Annotated in this window: 14 protein-coding genes; 11 read left to right on the forward strand and 3 right to left on the reverse strand. The window is 58.2% G+C overall.

All coding sequences use genetic code 11. From position 1 onward, the window contains the following. Nucleotides 1–68 precede the first annotated feature (68 nt). On the forward strand, nt 69–1,190 hold the full coding sequence (locus RQI55_RS17365; RefSeq protein WP_042617024.1) for a D-alanyl-D-alanine carboxypeptidase family protein: 1,122 nt from the start codon (nt 69–71) through the stop codon (nt 1,188–1,190). Nucleotides 1,191–1,339: 149 nt separating this feature from the next. Next, nucleotides 1,340–2,449, forward strand: coding sequence for a GTP-binding protein (locus RQI55_RS17370; RefSeq protein WP_311273013.1), 1,110 nt, complete (start codon nt 1,340–1,342; stop codon nt 2,447–2,449). Here RQI55_RS17370 and RQI55_RS17375 read toward each other — a convergent pair. Further along, nucleotides 2,446–3,369, reverse strand: coding sequence for an ROK family protein (locus RQI55_RS17375; protein WP_311273014.1), 924 nt, complete (start codon nt 3,367–3,369; stop codon nt 2,446–2,448). The two genes, RQI55_RS17370 and RQI55_RS17375, sit on opposite strands and share 4 nt — an antisense overlap. Before the next feature lie 104 nt (nt 3,370–3,473). Between RQI55_RS17375 and RQI55_RS17380 the strand changes: the two genes are divergently transcribed. Continuing rightward, entirely contained in the window at nt 3,474–4,250 is a 777-nt protein-coding gene (locus tag RQI55_RS17380; RefSeq protein WP_311273015.1) for an MOSC domain-containing protein, read from the forward strand. 10 nt (nt 4,251–4,260) lie between these two features. On the opposite strand, the gene RQI55_RS17385 is transcribed toward RQI55_RS17380, so the two are convergent. Beyond that, nucleotides 4,261–5,931, reverse strand: a complete 1,671-nt coding sequence (locus RQI55_RS17385; RefSeq protein ID WP_311273016.1) for an FAD/NAD(P)-binding protein — start codon at nt 5,929–5,931, stop codon at nt 4,261–4,263. 162 nt (nt 5,932–6,093) lie between these two features. Between RQI55_RS17385 and RQI55_RS17390 the strand changes: the two genes are divergently transcribed. Then, nucleotides 6,094–6,810 (forward strand): SDR family NAD(P)-dependent oxidoreductase, encoded by a 717-nt coding sequence (locus RQI55_RS17390; RefSeq protein ID WP_311273017.1) that lies wholly within the window; start codon nt 6,094–6,096, stop codon nt 6,808–6,810. Nucleotides 6,811–6,922: 112 nt separating this feature from the next. Next, the gene (locus RQI55_RS17395; RefSeq protein WP_409233749.1) at nt 6,923–7,795 is read left to right on the forward strand and encodes a lytic transglycosylase domain-containing protein; all 873 of its coding nucleotides are present in this window, start codon (nt 6,923–6,925) and stop codon (nt 7,793–7,795) included. Between the two features lie 18 nt (nt 7,796–7,813). Here RQI55_RS17395 and RQI55_RS17400 read toward each other — a convergent pair whose 3' ends face one another. Continuing rightward, complete coding sequence (locus tag RQI55_RS17400) at nt 7,814–8,725, reverse strand: helix-turn-helix domain-containing protein (protein ID WP_311273019.1); 912 nt, start codon at nt 8,723–8,725, stop codon at nt 7,814–7,816. Between the two features lie 153 nt (nt 8,726–8,878). Here RQI55_RS17400 and RQI55_RS17405 point away from each other — a divergent pair, with 153 nt between their 5' ends. From RQI55_RS17405 to RQI55_RS17430, 6 genes are all read left to right on the forward strand, one after another. Next, entirely contained in the window at nt 8,879–10,108 is a 1,230-nt protein-coding gene (locus RQI55_RS17405; RefSeq protein WP_311273020.1) for an extracellular solute-binding protein, read from the forward strand. 90 nt (nt 10,109–10,198) lie between these two features. Then, complete coding sequence (locus RQI55_RS17410) at nt 10,199–11,107, forward strand: sugar ABC transporter permease (RefSeq protein WP_311273021.1); 909 nt, start codon at nt 10,199–10,201, stop codon at nt 11,105–11,107. Next, nucleotides 11,107–11,958 carry a carbohydrate ABC transporter permease gene (locus tag RQI55_RS17415; protein ID WP_311273022.1) on the forward strand — a complete coding sequence of 284 codons (852 nt, stop codon included), beginning with the start codon at nt 11,107–11,109 and terminating at the stop codon, nt 11,956–11,958. Before RQI55_RS17410 ends, RQI55_RS17415 begins: the two co-directional genes overlap by 1 nt. Continuing rightward, nucleotides 11,955–14,060, forward strand: a complete 2,106-nt coding sequence (locus RQI55_RS17420; RefSeq protein WP_311273023.1) for an alpha-galactosidase — start codon at nt 11,955–11,957, stop codon at nt 14,058–14,060. Before RQI55_RS17415 ends, RQI55_RS17420 begins: the two co-directional genes overlap by 4 nt. Next, entirely contained in the window at nt 14,053–15,144 is a 1,092-nt protein-coding gene (locus tag RQI55_RS17425; protein ID WP_311273024.1) for a sn-glycerol-3-phosphate ABC transporter ATP-binding protein UgpC, read from the forward strand. The genes RQI55_RS17420 and RQI55_RS17425 overlap by 8 nt, the downstream gene beginning before the upstream one ends. Next, nucleotides 15,144–17,075, forward strand: a complete 1,932-nt coding sequence (locus tag RQI55_RS17430) for a beta-galactosidase (protein ID WP_311273025.1) — start codon at nt 15,144–15,146, stop codon at nt 17,073–17,075. The genes RQI55_RS17425 and RQI55_RS17430 overlap by 1 nt, the downstream gene beginning before the upstream one ends. Nucleotides 17,076–17,078 lie beyond the last annotated feature (3 nt).

Here is a 17,078-nt window from a genome sequence, read left to right on the forward strand (position 1 = left end):
CCATTGCGAGGCCATATATGTTGAATATTGCAAATCCCGTAACGAAGACGGGAATCCGAGGATACGCCTTGCAACATACATCGATATCCAGCCGCACCGCAGGGCGGCTCGTAAAAACCTTTGCCGCTGTAACGGCCAGCATACTGGCCATCACATCCGTTGCCCAAGCCAATCCCAAGATGGTGATTGATGTGAGGACTGGCAAGGTGATTTCCCATCAGGATGCGTTTCGCAAGTGGTATCCCGCTTCGCTGACCAAGCTGATGACCGCCTATCTGGCCTTCAGCGCCATGAAAACCGGCAGGCTTAGCCCTGAAACTGAAGTGGTGATGAGCAAGAAGGCGGCAGACCAGCCCGCCAGCAAGATGTATTTCAAGCCCGGCTCCAAGCTGACGCTGGACAGCGCGCTGAAACTGCTTCTGATCAAATCTGCCAATGACGTGGCGGTGGCGATTGCAGAGACGGTGGGCGGCACGAACGAGAATTTCGTGGCGCAGATGAATGCGCAAGCCGCACGGCTTGGCATGTCGTCCACGCACTTCATCAATGCCAACGGCCTGCCCGGCAAGGGGCAATACACGACGGCACGCGATCTGGCGGTTCTCGCGCTTGTTCTGAAGCGCGAATTTCCCGAATATGCGACCTATTTCTCGCTGGAAGGCGTCAGCACCGGCAAGAAGAATTACGCCAATTACAACATGCTCGTCGGCCGCTTTCAGGGCGCCGATGGCATGAAGACCGGCTTCATCTGCGCGTCCGGCTTCAATCAGGTCTCATCTGCCTCGCGCAATGGCCGTCAGGTCATCAGCGTTGTTTTGGGCGCTGACAGCCTTGCAGGCCGCACGGAACAATCCGCAGAACTTTTGCAGATGGGGCTGACATCGGCAAACAATCAGGGTGTTTCCATTGCATCGCTGGCACCTTATGGCGAGACGCAGTTCGTCAATGATATCAGTGCCGATATCTGCAACCCAAAAGCCGCCAAGGTACGCAGCGAAGGCCGCGATGATGCGGGCCGCATGATCATCAAATCGCCTTTTGTGCAGGAATTGACGCGCCCGCCCGTCTATTCCTATGCGGGCCTTCTGCCCGGTAGCGAGACCGTTGCGGCCAACACTGGCGGGAATGCTGGCGCTTCCAGCGGCACTACGGCCAATGTGCCGGTTCCCACACCACGCCCGGCATTCTGATCAGCGCTTATGGAGGGGCTTCGTCGCAGATGGACGATGCTCTCCTCCCATGTTTCGGCGCTAATTTCGCAAATCCATGCTTCCGTCTTGCGCATTCATTGCTATAAGGCGTCACTCAGCATGTAATGTTCTAACGCTACAGGTCTTCAATGGCACAGCCTCGCATCCCGGTTTCCATCATCACTGGCTTTCTCGGCGCGGGAAAATCAACGCTGCTCAATCAGCTGCTGAAAGACCCTGACATGCAGGATGCGGCCATTATCATCAATGAATTCGGTGATGTGAGCATCGACCATCTGCTGGTGGCGCGCTCTGGCGATGGCATTATCGAACTGGCCGAGGGCTGCCTGTGCTGCACCGTGCGTGGCGAGCTTGTCGATACGCTGGCTGAACTGATGGACGGCATTCAGACCGGCAAGCTCAAAGCGGTCAACCGGGTCGTGATCGAGACAACAGGCCTTGCCGATCCGGCACCTGTCATGCAATCCATCATCGGCAACCCGGTCATTTCACAGAATTTTTCGCTCAACGGCATGGTCACGGTGGTGGACGCCGTAAACGGCCTCGCCACGCTCGATAATCATCCAGAAGCCGTCAAGCAGGTGGCGGTGGCGGACCGTCTGGTGTTGACGAAGCGCAAGCTGAGCACCGAGGCGCAGATCTCTGCCCTGACGACAAGACTTCTAAGCCTCAATCCGCGTGCGACCATCGAAGATGGCGACGTCGACGGCTGGCAGGCTGTGTCGCTCCTGGAAAACGGTCTCTACGACGCAACGAACAAGATGGGTGATGTTGCACGCTGGCTGGGCGAAGAGGCCCATCACGATCATCATCATCATCACGACCATGACCATGATCACCATCATGACGTGAACCGGCACAACGCATCGATCCGCTCCTTCTCGATCGTACATGACAAGCCGATCGACCCCATGGCGATTGAGATGTTCATCGATCTCCTGCGCTCGGCCCATGGCGAAAAGCTATTGCGGATGAAGGCCATCGTGCAGCTTTCCGACAATCCCGACAGGCCGCTGGTGCTGCACGGCGTGCAGTCCATTTTCCACTCGCCGCAGCGGCTGGCGGAATGGCCTGACCCGGCAGACCGGCGCACGCGCATGGTGCTGATCACGGATGGTTTGCCGGAAGCCTTCGTCAAGGATCTGTTTGGCGCGTTTACCGGTGCGGTAAATGTGGACAGGCCGGACCGCCAGGCGGTGACAGACAATCCGCTCGCGGTGCCCGGCATGCGGTTTTAAAGCGTTTCTCTCGCGCTCACGAAATCAAACCCGAGGACCGCTGCGCCAATCAGGCCCGGCTCGATCTGACATTGGGCCTGCACCACAAGCGGGCGGGCAAAGCGGCGCAGAATTCGAGCGCGCACGGCCCTATCCAGCGCATCTAGCAGTGCTGGCGCGTTGGAAAGCCCGCCGCCGACAGGCACGATGGTGGCACCGGTGACATTGACAATCATGGCCAGCGGGCCTGAAAGCATGTCGATATAGATATCCATGGTGCGGGCCGCGTCAGCATCGCCTGATTGCCAGCTTTCGATGATCTCTTCAGCGGCGAAGGTTTTGCCGGTCAGATGCCGGTGCAGCTTTTCCATGCCGCGAGCGCTGCAAATGGCGTCAAGGCACCCTTCCAGACCACAGCCACAGGAAAAGCGCGGTAGGTCCAAAGGCGGATTGCCCGCGCGGGTGGCCGCAACAGGGCCATGGCCCCACTCCCCGGCAAAACCGCCTGAGCTGTTGATGAGTTTTCCATCCACCACCAGCGCGCCACCGACACCGGTGCCGAGAATGGTGCTGAAGACCACGCGGTGTCCGCGCCCAGCGCCAACGCCATATTCGGCAAGCGCGAAACAATCAGCATCATTGGCGATGAGGACCGGAAGACCAAGAGCCGCCTCCAGATCCGCCTTCAGCGGCCTTTGATGCGCGCAGGGAATGTTGGCGATGAAGGAGAGATCCGTATCGGGATCGATGACGCCGGTAATCGACAGGGCGACGCATTCCGGTGAACCGCCGATCTCTTCCATGACCGATTTCAGCACGCCGACAAAAGCATCGAAATCATGAATGGGCGTGTTGCGTCGCGGAAGCGGTCGGACATCATCCGCCGCATAGGCCGCAGCACCCTTGATGGCGGTTCCGCCAATATCGAAACAGACGATCAATCAATAGCTCCCGGCAAATGCACAAACAACGAACGCTCTATGCCAGATAGCGTTGGTTAAGTCTTGCCCACAATGGAACCACCGCCCGCCAACGCAGTTTTCCGTTGGCAAAAGCGCGTGAAGAGATCGGGGCAGCATTGACATTTCTGGGAACGATCGAGGAAATCTGGCGCTATCCCGTCAGTTCGCTTGGTGGCGAAAAACTGACTTCGGTCGAGATTGACGAGACGGGCATTATCGGCGACCGGCAGTGGTGCATTTCCGACGCAAAGTCGGGTGAAGTCGCAACGCCCGAGAAGCAGGAGCGCTGGCGCCCGGCGCTGTTTCTGAACTCCCGTTTGACCGACAATTCAGCAGAGATCGGCTTTCCCGACGGATGCTGGCTTGATGTGTGCGATGACAGCATCGACGCGAAACTGGCACAGCATTTCGGTTTCGAGACCACCCTGTTGGCCTATGAGAACACAGGCGTCCGTGACCCCTCCGTCCGTGGCATTGGCGTGAACCGCTATGAGCCAAGCCCCCTACACCTGATTACCACAAGCTCTCTGGATCAGCTTTCAAACCTGCTTGGCAACGAGACAGTGGACAGCCGACGCTTCCGTGCAAACGTGGTTTTGCGCACTGAAGGACAAGCGGAGTTTCGGGAGAAGGCATGGATCGGCCAGCGCCTTAAGCTTGGCTCCAGCGGCATTATCGAGGCGTATGAGGAGACGAAAAGATGCGGCATGACGTTGATCGCTCAGCCGGATATCAACGAGAATGCCGATATTCTGCGCACCATCCTGCGACAGAACCGACGCAACTTCGGCATTTATGCCTCGGTGACAAAGACGGGCGCCATCACTTTGGGTGACAGCGTCCATCTGCAGGATGTGTAATGAGGGCCGATCAGGCCGCTGATCGCTCCGAGGTAGCCGTTGCTTCGAGGATAGCCTTCGACACGGTGTAGCCGATATCTCTTGCGCTGGTGATGCCCTGCACGAAGGGCAGCTTGTGGAGGAGAAAGGCAATCGACCCGCAATAAAGCTGATTGCTCAGATTATCGTGGAAAACAGGTCTGAATTTCTCATCCAGATCGACGCCACCAGTGCGCACAACCTTCTCATCGAAGCCCAGCAAGGTCGTTGCCACGCTTGTTGTCGCGCGGCGCACGACGCCCTGCTCTTTTAGCGTTGGGAAGGGAATATCGCGGGCGGACAGAGTGTGCTGGCCGGTCGCGTCGATGAAAGCGTCAAACTTATGGGTTTCGCCCTTGGCTTGAACGGTGGCACCGCGTTCGACGCCCTTATTGTCGATTTCGCTCTCATTGCCCAGAGCCATAATTTCCAGTTTGCCGGCGCGGTGCAGCGCTAGCAGCCTGTGAATGGAGGCGTGCGGGACGGTGGCATAATCATCTACAAACACAGTCTTGAAATGACTGTGGAAGCGTTTCAGATCTTTGTCGTCCAGATGAGGAATGGCCGCCGCAATGACTTCGTGCATGCGCAAGATCGCATAGCGCCACTCAACCGTATACTGGTTCTGCTTGTTGGCTTCGGCTTCAGCCAGATTACGGGCGGCCCAGACAAAGGGTGGGGTGGTTTCGCGATCGTGGAAATAGGCTTTTGATACGGTCTCCACGGTCAGTTGCGAAAGACCGATGCGCGAGGCGTAATCGGGATCGCAGAAGGCAAGCTCTGTCTTGAACAACTCGAAGATTGCGTCCAGCAGATCGCTCTGTCGCGTTTCGATTGCATTCTGGACAGCGGCTTCCGTGCAGAACTGAAGCGGACGATAGGGAATTTCACAATAGAAATCTGCCTCCGGCAGAACGCCCTTGCGCGACATCATTGTGACGTGTAGCCCTTCGGTATCGGGCAGCGCGTGATATTGCAGGATGCCATGCTCATCGAGCAGGAAACTGCCATGTGCCGTCGCAACCGTAATCAACGCATCGATGCCGCTCAGCGACGTGCCGAGAATGCCAACGCGGACAGGCTTGATGGATTTCAACATGGGTGCTGGCCATGGCGACACGAAGTAGCCCGGCTTGATCTCGGTCGTCTCGGGGAAATCATGGCCGGTGGCCATGACCACATGGTCGAAAGCATATTCGAGCGGTTCGCTTTCAGGTGCCGTGACCGAAAGCCGGATATCCGATTGCCTAAGCTCAATATCGGCAACGCGATGCGACGCCTTGACCTCGATCGTATGGCCATTGGCCGCACCGATTTTCAAAAGCTGCATGAACTGGGCGTAGAAGAATTCTCCAAGCACGACGCGTGGATAATATTCGCGCTCGGCGATGAGCGAACGCTCGATACCCAGACGCTGCAATTCCTCATCGCTCTGGCGCACAAGCCAGGCCATCAGGGTCTCGCACACCGGCGGCAGCTCGATGCTGGCGATGTTGGACAGCATGGCACGGTCGTTGAGAGCGGGATGATAGGGCGTTCCCTTGCCGGGATCGGATTCGCTTTCAAAGATGGTGATCGAAAGCGGGGCTGATTTCCCAATCAGACCCTTTAACGTGTAAATGCCTGTCGGGCCCGAGCCGATGATGGCAACTCTAGGTGTCATATGCGCAAAATACCCCTTGGCGAAACGTCTGATGACGTCAGGTAGAAACCGAAATGTCGGGCTGAAGTTCCCCATGCAAGAGGCCAAGACATAAGATAATCTCAATATCTCTGGATGATGATATTCTACTGAACAAATATCCCTTCTAACCCAGTGGGCTGCATGATGAATGAAGACAATGCGTGCTTTACCTCTCTTCCCGCAGACTTCGGTGCCGTCGTCATCGGCGCAAGCGGCGGCATCGGCTCAGCCCTTTGCGAGCGGTTGCGGCAGGAACCCAATCTGGGTGAACTGTTCACGTTTTCCAGACGGAACGACCAACTCGATTTTGGCGATGAAAATTCCATTCAGGCCGCCGCTGAAAAGCTGCGGGGCAAGCCTATCCATCTGGTGATCTGCGCGACAGGCGCGCTTGGGGTTGATGGCAACCCGCCGGAAAAATCTTTGCGGCAGCTCGATCCCGATGCGATGCTGCGGCAGTTCACCGTCAACGCCGTGGGACCGGCCCTCATTGCCAAGCACTTCCTGCCCTTGCTGGATCGCAAGGAACGATCCGTTGTGGCATTCCTCTCCGCCCGGGTTGGCTCCATTGGCGACAACAGGCTGGGTGGGTGGATTTCCTATCGAGCCTCGAAAGCGGCGCTCAACCAGATTGTCCGCACCGCATCCATCGAATATGCGCGAACGCACCCCGAACTGGTGATGGCGGCCATTCACCCCGGGACTGTGCGGACAAGCCTGTCCGAAAAATATTCCGGCAGCCATCCCACTGTGAGCGCGGACGAGGCGGCGCTGAACATTCTGACGGCGTTGAACGCTCTCACCGCAGAACGGACAGGCTCCTTCATGGCCTATGATGGCAGCGAAATTCCCTGGTAGAGATGGTGTGCGGGTCATCGCCACGGAATCTTCTGAAGGGAAAAGACCCATCCGCTCTCGCCTGAACCATCTGGCACCGGCTTTGCTGTGGGCTCTTTCCAGTGCAACTGGCATGTCTTTCATGCCGCCTCAAACAGCGCTTGCGGCTGAGGGTGATGATGATGCCTGCCTCTATGAGCGCAAAGATCGGGGCCACCCGATCTGCATAGGCCGAAAAACCTTCAATGCCGATCTGTGCCGTACGACGGAGCATTTTGCGCGCAAGAATGACGTACCGCCCGCGTTTTTTGCCCGCCTGATCTGGCGCGAAAGCCTGTTTCGGCCCGAGGCCTTGAGCCACAAGGGAGCGGAAGGCATCGCCCAGTTCATGCCATCCACCGCAAGGAGCCGCGGATTGAGCAACAGCTTCGATGTGATCGATGCGCTGGAAACCTCGGCCACCTATCTGAGCGAGCTGAAGACACGGTTCGGTAATTTCGGCTTTGCCGCAGCCGCCTATAATGCCGGTGAAAACGGCCTTGCGCGGTTTCTGTCGCAAGGGCGTCTGCCGATAGAGACACGCGATTACGTGTTTGCCATAACCGGCCACCCAATTGAAACCTGGCGGGATGCGGTACCGGACGTTGCCGCTCCAGAGCTTGTCGATGGCCAGCCCTTTCAAACTGCGTGCGTCACACTTGCCGAAACCAGACGGATGCAGGAACCGGTCTTTGCGGGATCAGCCGACTGGGCGCCCTGGGGCGTGCAACTGTCTGCGCATTACCGTCCAGCCATCGTGGACAGGCTTTTTACCCGCGCCATCACCCGCCTGCCTTCCCCTCTCAATGAAGAACGGGCGCTGATTGTGCGCCAGCGCGGCGGGAATTTCGGCAATCGGCCCCGCTATGCGGCGAGAATTGGCCGCGAGACCCGAGCGGAAGCAAACCAGCTCTGTGCACAAATCCGGGCGGCTGGAACGCCATGCACTGTTCTGCGCAATCGCTGATCCGATGGCAGGCTGCTCTCAAACCTTGCTGCGCATGCTGGCTCGATATTGCTTGGGCCGCATCGCAACCCGTTCCGAAAAGGCCTGATAAAAGCGCGAGACGGAACCGAAGCCGGATTCAAAGGCGACATCGGTGATGGGCATGTCGGTTGCGATCAAAAGCGACTGCGCCGTGTCGAGGCGGTGGCGGATGATTGCGCGGTTGATGGTCATGCCAACGGCGCGCTTGAACACCGACATCGCATAATTGGGGTGAAGACCTGCATCGCGTCCCACATCTTCCGCCGAGATATCGTTGAGCGCATTTTCCGCGATGAAGCGCAGCATGCGCTCCACATGCTCCATGCGTTCGCTATCATTGGCGCCGAGGCTTGCAATGGCCGAGCCTTCCTCACGCAGATCGCGCCAGCCATCACGCTCGATGCGCAGAACGCGGGCGCTGAGTTCATTGCGGACGATCTCGATGAGGCCCTCATCGCCCGACCGCAATTCATCCCGCCACCGCTCGAAAATTTCATGGTCATAGGAGCGCAGCTCCAGTGCCTCGATCATCGCCCCGCGAAACACCGCGTCTCTGAACCGGGTGAGGCTGGCAAGGCCGAGAAAAAACGACATGGGCACATAGAGGCAGACGAAGGAAGTGCCCTCTGCGCGGCTAATGACCTGATGCGGGATCATGCCCCAGAACAGGCAAAGCCGTCCCTTATCAACGGTTAGCTCGCGCCCGTCGAACCAGTAGGTCATCCGCCCTTCCAGAACGAAATTCAGTTCCACTTGACTGTGCATATGCGGCCCGGCCATGACTTGCACCAGCGATGCTTCGCCTGCGCAAAAGCGATGGTCTCCGAAGACAACCAGCGGATGTCTCGGGTCATGCTCTGCATGTACCGGTACGGATTCGTCCTGAACTTCTGATGGTACAGAGGCCATAATCTTAGGATCCTGGAGAAACTATGCAGAATTTCGGTAGCTTATTGCGGGTTTCGGCTCAATGATCAAGCCGAACTTGGATTTGGCCTGGGAGGGCGTGCTTTTGGTTCACGGTCTCCACGGCAATGTGTCACGGTCATAGGGAGGAAACACATGACCCTTTTGAAAAGCCTCAGCGGACTTGCTCTGTCGGTAGCGCTGTTTTCGTCCGCCTTCGCTGGCGAGATCACCATCAACTCCGACCACTCGGACCCCGTGCCGAAGAAGGCCATGGAAGAGTTGATCGCAGACTTCCAGAAGGCAAACCCCGGCGTTACGGTGAAGTGGAACAACTTCGACCACGAGGGCTTCAAATCTGCCATTCGCAACTTTCTGACTGCAGATGCGCCTGATGTCGTTGCATGGTACGCCGGCAACCGCATGGAGCCTTTCGTCAAGGCTGGTCTTTTCGAAGATGTTACCGATGTGTGGACGGCCAATGGCCTTGAAGAGCAGCTGAAGTCTGCCTCCCCTTCCATGACGACTGACGGCAAGAAGTGGGGCGTTCCCTACACCTACTACCAGTGGGGCATCTACTACCGCAAAGACATCTTCCAGAGCCAAAGCATCACCCCACCCAAGACCTGGGATGAGCTTCTCGCTGCATCGAAGAAGCTGAAAGACGCTGGCATCACGCCATTCACCATCGGCACCAAGGCCCTTTGGCCAACGGCTGGATGGTTCGACTATCTCGACCTGCGCATCAACGGCTATGATTTCCATATGGAACTCACATCGGGCAAGGTTCCCTATACCGACCAGCGCGTAAAGGCCGTGTTCGAGAAGTGGGCCGAACTGGTCAAGCCGGGCTACTTCATTGAAAACCATGCCGCAATCGACTGGCAGGATGCCGTTCCACAGCTGGTGCAGGGCAAGGCCGCCATGTATCTGATGGGCAACTTCGCGGTTGCCACCTTCAAGAATGGGGGACTGAAAGAAGAGCAGATCGGCTTCCTGCCCTTCCCGGAAATCACTGCTGGTCTTCCCGTTGCCGAGGAGGCACCGACCGACACGTTCCACATTCCGAAGGGTGCGAAGAACAAGGATGATGCGAAGAAATTCCTCGCTTATGTCGCATCACCGGAAGCGCAGTCGAAAATGAACGCGACGATGGGGCAGCTGCCTGTGAACAACAAGGCGGAAAAGCCAACGGACCCGTTCCTTCTGGCTGGCTTCGAGATGCTGTCCAAGGCAACCGCCATCGCGCAGTTCTACGACCGCGACGCACAGGCGGAAATGGCAAAGGTCGGCATGGAAGGCTTCCAGGAATTCATGGTCAAGCCGGACAAGATCGACGCCATTCTGGCACGTCTCGAAAAAGTTCGCGCCCGCGTCTATAAATAATACCCCTTCCTCCCAGCTCCGGGTGCCATAAGAGGCACTGCCCAGGCACCCGGCCGCTCTCTTATATATATATTTTCCAAAGGTGCCGCCGTGAGCAACGCCGTTTCACCATCGCCCAGTTTCTGGAAGCGCAATCAACAAAAACTAGCCCCCTGGCTCTTTCTCGCCCCCGGCCTGTTGATGTTTGTCCTCTACGTTCTGGTGCCAATTTTCGAATCCATCTGGATCAGTTTTCATGACTGGGACGGCATGGGTGAGATGAGCTGGATTGGCTTTGGCAATTATGCCGAGCTGCTTCAGGACGATACATTCTACGTCTCGCTGAAAAACAACATCATCTGGCTGGTGCTGTATCTCCTGTCCATTCCTGCGGGTTTGGCGGTGGCGCTGTTCCTGAACCAGAATGTGCGCGGCATCCGGCTCTACAAATCGCTGTTCTTCTTCCCCTTCGTCATCAGTCAGGTCGTCGTCGGCTTGATGTTTACCTGGTTCTACGCCCCGGATTTCGGTCTGTTTTCGAAGCTTCTGGAATGGCTGACCGGCGAGCAGATCGCCATTCTCGCCGACGAGCGTTTCGTGACCTACGGCATCATCGTTGCTGGTCTCTGGCCGCAGACGGCCTATTGCATGATCCTTTATCTAACGGGCCTCAACAACATCAATCCAGAGCAGGTGGAAGCCGCGCGCATGGATGGCGCCAAGGGTTTCAAGCTGTTGTGGAACATCATTCTGCCGCAACTGGCGCCCGCAACCTTCATCGCCATGGTCGTGACAGTCATCGGCTCGCTGCGCTCCTTCGACCTCGTCTCCGTCATGACCGCTGGCGGCCCCTATGGCTCCAGCTCGGTACTGTCCTACTTCATGTATGAGCAGGCGCTTTCGGAATATGGTTTCCGCATGGGTTATGGCGCAGCCATCGCCGTCGTTCTCTTCCTCATCATGATGATCTTCATTACGCTCTTCATCGTGCGCATGCTGAGCCAGGAAAGGAATTCCTGATGTTCCCCGCACCTATTCAGACAGCCTCACCTTTCATTCGCTGGGGCTACAAGATCATACTGCCGATTGCGCTTATTCTCTGGCTGCTACCACTGATCGGCGTGGCGATTACCTCCGTCAGACCGGCAGGCGATTTTGCCGCCGGCAATTACTTCGGCATGCCTTCCGGTTTTGCGGGCGTTGAGAACTATACGGCAGTCTTTAGGGATTCCCCGATTGGGCTCTATATCCTGAACTCGTTCAAGGTCACGATCCCGACCGTCATCGGCGCAGTCGCGCTCTCCTGCCTCACCGGATTTGCGCTGGCGGTCTACAAGTTCAAGGCCAACCTGCTGCTGTTCTTCATGTTCGTGGCTGGCAACTTCATTCCGTTCCAGATCCTGATGGTGCCGGTGCGTGACATGACGCTGCGGGCCGGTCTTTACGACACGACGATGGGCCTTGTGCTGTTCCATGTTGCCTTCCAGACCGGGTTCTGCACGCTGTTCATGCGCAACTTCATCAAGGGCCTGCCCTTTGCGCTGATCGAATCCGCCCGTGTCGAAGGCGTTTCGGAGTGGAGAATATTCCGCCACATCGTGCTGCCGCTGATGCGCCCGGCCATTGCGGCACTATCGGTGCTGGTCTTCACCTTCGTCTGGAATGATTATTTCTGGGCCACCGTTCTGGTGCAGGGACAGCACGCCATGCCGGTTACCGCCGGTCTCTATTCGCTGAACGGACAATGGGTTGCCGCCTGGCATCTGGTTTCGGCAGGCTCGCTGGTGGCAGCCCTGCCGCCCGTAGCCATGTTCTTCATCATGCAAAAGCACTTCATTGCCGGACTGACACTGGGAGCGACCAAGGGATGAGCCATATCATCACAATCGGCAAAGAAAGCTTCACGCTGAACCTTCGCCTGCCCGAACTCGGCATGCCGGAAATTCTTTCTTTTGCAACAGCGGCAACCTCTGCCGATCCACTGTTCGACATTGAGCGTTCCAGCCGGGTGAACGGCATGGACGTGGCTGTGCCATCATCGGTGCTGCTGCCAACAGGTGGAATGGGCTTTTTCGGCTGGCCCGCCATATCGGGCCACCGGCAGGGGCGTGATTTCACGCTGCAGTTCGGCGCGTGGAAGGTGGAACCCGCAGGAAATGCAACGACGCTGCGCGGTCATGACGCCGTGGCGAAAATCGATATTGCAATCACCCTGACCGAGCAGGCGTCCGGGCTGATCTCCATGTCCACCGCGCTGACCAACCGCGCAGACACTGATTACCAGCTGGATCGCTGCATGGCGGCCACCTTTGCGGCACCGGCGGGCGAAACGGAACTGACGAGCTTCACCGGCATGTGGGGACGTGAGTTCCAGACGCGCAAGGAAGTTCTCGGCAACGGCATCTGGTCTCAGGAAAGCCGACGCGGGCGCACATCGCATGATCGTTTTCCGATGATCTTTGTCGAAACCGCTGGGCAACGCTTCGGCGTGACGCTCGGATGGAGCGGCAACCACCATGTTGTCATCGACCGCACGGATGATGGCCAGCGGCTGATCCATATGGGCGAATTGTTCGAGCCAGGCGAGGTCATTCTCGCATCCGGCGAAACCTATCAGAGCCCCGTTGCCTATGCCGGACCTGATACGCAGGCATTTCATGCCTTCGTGCGCGGTGAACTTCTGGACTGGCCGGGTGGAAAAATGTCTCCACGGCCGGTGACGCTGAACACCTGGGAAGGCAACTACTTCGACCACAAGATGGACTCTCTGAAGGCGCAGGCAACGGCTGCGGCAGAGGTCGGCATCGAGCGTTTCGTGCTGGATGATGGCTGGTTCGGCAAGCGTGACGACGACACGACAAGCCTCGGCGACTGGGATATCGATGCCCGCAAATATCCAGATGGGCTGAAGCCGCTGGTGGACCACGTGACCGGTCTTGGCATGCAGTTTGGCATCTGGTTCGAGCCTGAGATGATCAACCCGGTATCGGAGCTTTACAAGAAGCACCCGGACTGGGCCTTGCAGATCGACGGACGCCCGCTGCTGCAATCGCGCACCCAGCTTGTGCTCGACCTGACACGGCAAGAGGTTTCCGACTACCTGTTTGCCAAGATCGACGCTGTCCTTGCAAACCATGACGTTTCCTATGTGAAGTGGGATATGAACCGCGACCTGACCCATGCGGGCGGGCGGGACGGCAGGGTGAAAACCTCTGCCCAGACCCGCGCCGTCTATGCGCTGATGGACCGCGTGCGCAAGGCGCATCCCAATGTCGAAATCGAAAGCTGCGCCTCAGGCGGCGGCCGCATCGACTTTGGCGTTCTGGCCCGCACCCACCGGGTCTGGACATCCGATTGCACCGACGCTCTGGAGCGGCTGGAAATTCAGCGTGGCGCATCACTGTTCGTGCCGCCAGAAATTCTCGGAAGCCACATCTCCGCCTCCCCCAACCACCAGACGGGACGACGCCATACGCTGGCCTTCCGGGCGCTGGTGGCCATGGCCTATCATCTCGGCGTCGAGCTCAACCCGCTGGAGCTGACAACGTCAGAGCGCAGCGAGCTGAAACTCTACATCGAAACCTACAAGCGGCTTCGCGCCCTGCTGCATGCGCCAGAGGCGAATTTCCGTCTGGAGCCTGTGGACGGGCGTTACGTCTGGGGCACGGCGAGTGCCGACAAGATCGTCGTCATCATTGCGCAGGGGCCGCAGATGGTGGGCGAGCAACCGGCACCGCTGAAACTGCCAGCCAGCGTGACCGAGCTGGGCGGCACCTGGAAGATCACAAATTCACTTCCGGTAAAACCGGAATTCATTCGCATCTCCGAGGGCCAGACAAAGCTGCTCTCCGGCGATATCAGCTTCGAGCTTTCCAGCGTGGGCCTTGCAGGCCTGCCATTGCCGATGCTGAAACCGGAAAGCGCGCTGCTCCTCGAACTGGAACCTGTCAAGGGAGGCAAGATCAATGGCTGACGTAAGCCTGCGCAACGTCAAGAAAGAGTTTGGCGCTCTCAGCGTCATCAAGGGCGTCGATCTCGACGTGAAGGATGGCGAATTCTGCGTCTTCGTCGGCCCATCCGGCTGCGGAAAATCCACCCTGTTGCGAATGATTGCCGGTCTTGAGGAAATATCCTCCGGCGCGCTTTCCATCGGCGGCAAGGACATGACGAAGATTGGACCCTCGGAGCGGGGTGTGGCCATGGTTTTCCAGTCCTATGCGCTTTACCCGCACATGACGGTGGCTGAAAACATCGGCTTCGGGCTAAAAATGACCGGCCATGCGAAGGATATGATTGCCGAGCGCACGGCACACGCCGCAAAAATGTTGCAGCTTGAACCGCTTTTGAAGCGCAAGCCGGGCCAGCTTTCCGGCGGGCAGCGCCAGCGTGTGGCCATTGGCCGGGCCATCGTTCGCAACCCGGAAGTCTTCCTTTTCGATGAGCCGCTGTCCAACCTGGATGCGGCCTTGCGCGTGCAGATGCGCGGCGAGCTTTCCAAGCTGCACAAGGATCTGAAGGCAACGATGATCTATGTGACGCATGATCAGGTGGAAGCCATGACCATGGCGGACAAGATCGTGGTTCTGTCTGCGGGCAAGATCGAGCAGGTGGGATCGCCGCTTGAGCTTTACCACCGTCCGGCAAACCTCTTCGTGGCTGGCTTCATCGGCTCGCCGAAGATGAATGTGCTGAAAGTGCCCGCAGCAAACCAGGACGGCAAAATCGCGCTGACGCTGCCGGGCGGCGCGACGCTTGCGCTCGATGCCCCCAACACGGCTACGCTCAGCAATGCAAGCTTCGGCATCCGCCCCGAGCACATCAGCGCCAGTGGCGAGGGCGATGTGGTGCTGGAAGGCACGGTGCGGCTTGCGGAATATCTCGGCTCGGAAACGCTGTTCTTCGTGGAACTGGCGGATGGCTCGGAAATCTCGGTCAAGGCCGACGGTCTGGCCAGCGCCAAGCCGGGCGACACACTGAAACTCGGTATCAATGCCAAGGCATGCCACGTCTTTGACGAGCAGGGCCATGCCATCATCAATGGGGATTTGACGCGATAATGCTGGGCGTATGTTATTATCCAGAGCACTGGGACGAAAGCCGTTGGGCTGAAGACGCACGCCGCATGCGCGAGCTTGGCATTTCCTTCGTACGCATTGGTGAGTTTGCCTGGTCGCGGCTTGAGCCTGCGCGTGGGGAATTCGATTTCGGTTGGCTGGACCGCGCAATGGACGTGCTCCATGCCGCTGGCCTCAAGGTCGTTTTGGGAACACCAACCGCCACGCCACCGAAATGGCTGGTGGATGAGCATCCCGACATTCTGCCCTATGACGAAGACGGCAAGGTGCGCGGCTTTGGCTCGCGTCGGCATTACACCTTCTCGTCACAGACATGGTGGCGCGAAAGCGCACGCATTGTCGAGATTATTGCGCAGCGTTATGGCGCGCATCCCGGCCTCGTGGGCTGGCAGACGGACAATGAATATGGCTGCCATGATACGACCGCATCATGGGGTGCCGAAGACCTCAAGCAGTTCAAGCAATGGCTGCGGCTGCGCTATCAATCGCCGCAGCAGCTGAACGAAGCCTGGGGCTCTGTTTTCTGGTCGATGGAGCTGAAGAGTTTCGATGATGTGCGGCTGCCGAACCTGACGGTGACGGAACCCAACCCGGCAACCCGGCTGGATTTCTGGCGCTTCCAATCCGATCAGGTTGCCGCATACGACAAGATGCAATGCGATATTATCCGCAAGCACTCGCCAGATCGCTGGATCACCCACAATTTCATGGGTTTCGTGTCGGATTTCGACCACTTCAAGGTTGGCGACAATCTGGATCTCGCATCCTGGGACAGCTACCCGATCGGCTTTGTCGAAAAGTTTCCCTTCACGGAAGAGGAGCGCAATCGCTGGGCGGAGACATCCCACCCCGATATTGCCCCCTATCACCATGATCTCTATCGTGGCGTTGGCAAGGGCCGTTTCTGGGTAATGGAACAGCAGCCCGGACCGGTGAACTGGGCCCCGTGGAACCCGGTGCCGAAGCCGGGAATGGTGCGGCTCTGGACATGGGAAGCGCTTGCCCATGGCGCAGAAGTCGTCAGCTATTTCCGCTGGCGTCAGGCACCCTTTGCGCAGGAGCAGATGCATGCGGGCCTCAATATGTCGGGTCTGGACGAACTATCGCCCGGCGGGCTGGAGGCGCAGAGGGTTGGCGAAGAGCTGAAGGCTTTGGCAGACCTGCCGGCCAGCGAAAAGGCCCATGTGGCGCTGGTGTTCGACTATCAGAGCTACTGGACAACGATGATCCAGCCGCAGGCCAAGGACTTCCGCTACGAGGAGCTTTGCTTCCGCTGGTATGAAAGCCTTCGCCGCCTCGGCCTCGATATCGATTTCGTTCGCCCCGGCGATAGTCTCGAAGGCTATGCACTTGTCGTCGTTCCTTGCATGACGGAAGTCGATGTTGCCACCGAAGCCGCCCTTTCCAAGGCCACCGGCCACATCGTCATCGGCGCACGGACCGGCTCTCGCGACCGCAACTTCGTGATCCCGAAAAACCTGCCACCCGGTCCGCTGGGCCAACGCACCGGGAACCGCGTCATTCAGGTTTCGACCCTGCGGCCCGGTCTTTCCGACGCCGTTTCAGGTGCTGTCTCCGGTGCGGCCATCCGTTGGCGTGAAACGGTGCAGACCTCGGCAGAGGTGCTGGCCCGTTTCGAAAATGGCGATCCGGCACTGACGCAGAGTAGCAATATGCTCTATCTGGCCTGCTGGGCCGATGAGGAACTGCTTTCCAGCGTGCTTGCGCTGGCTGCAGAGAAAGCCGGTCTCGATACAATGCCCTTGCCGGATACGATTCGCATCCGTCGCCGCGGCAACCTCACCTTCGCCTTCAACTATGGCACCGAGGCGTGGACGGTCCCTGCCGGTGTGAAGATTGTGCTGGGAGAGAACGTGCTGGAACCGCAGGCCGTTTCCATCTGGACGAAATAACGA

The organism is Rhizobium sp. WCS2018Hpa-16, from assembly GCF_031843705.1.
Lineage (GTDB): Bacteria > Pseudomonadota > Alphaproteobacteria > Rhizobiales > Rhizobiaceae > Agrobacterium > Agrobacterium tumefaciens_C.

Bases quoted from the DNA above. Each gene is read 5' to 3' on its own strand.
- RQI55_RS17370 (WP_311273013.1), top strand. From the start codon at position 1,340: ATGGCACAGCCTCGCATCCCGGTTTCCATCATCACTGGCTTTCTCGGC.
- RQI55_RS17385 (WP_311273016.1), bottom strand. From the start codon at position 5,931: ATGACACCTAGAGTTGCCATCATCGGCTCGGGCCCGACAGGCATTTAC.
- RQI55_RS17390 (WP_311273017.1), top strand. From the start codon at position 6,094: ATGATGAATGAAGACAATGCGTGCTTTACCTCTCTTCCCGCAGACTTC.
- RQI55_RS17395 (WP_409233749.1), top strand. From the start codon at position 6,923: ATGTCTTTCATGCCGCCTCAAACAGCGCTTGCGGCTGAGGGTGATGAT.
- RQI55_RS17400 (WP_311273019.1), bottom strand. From the start codon at position 8,725: ATGGCCTCTGTACCATCAGAAGTTCAGGACGAATCCGTACCGGTACAT.
- RQI55_RS17405 (WP_311273020.1), top strand. From the start codon at position 8,879: ATGACCCTTTTGAAAAGCCTCAGCGGACTTGCTCTGTCGGTAGCGCTG.
- RQI55_RS17415 (WP_311273022.1), top strand. From the start codon at position 11,107: ATGTTCCCCGCACCTATTCAGACAGCCTCACCTTTCATTCGCTGGGGC.
- RQI55_RS17420 (WP_311273023.1), top strand. From the start codon at position 11,955: ATGAGCCATATCATCACAATCGGCAAAGAAAGCTTCACGCTGAACCTT.
- RQI55_RS17425 (WP_311273024.1), top strand. From the start codon at position 14,053: ATGGCTGACGTAAGCCTGCGCAACGTCAAGAAAGAGTTTGGCGCTCTC.
- RQI55_RS17430 (WP_311273025.1), top strand. From the start codon at position 15,144: ATGCTGGGCGTATGTTATTATCCAGAGCACTGGGACGAAAGCCGTTGG.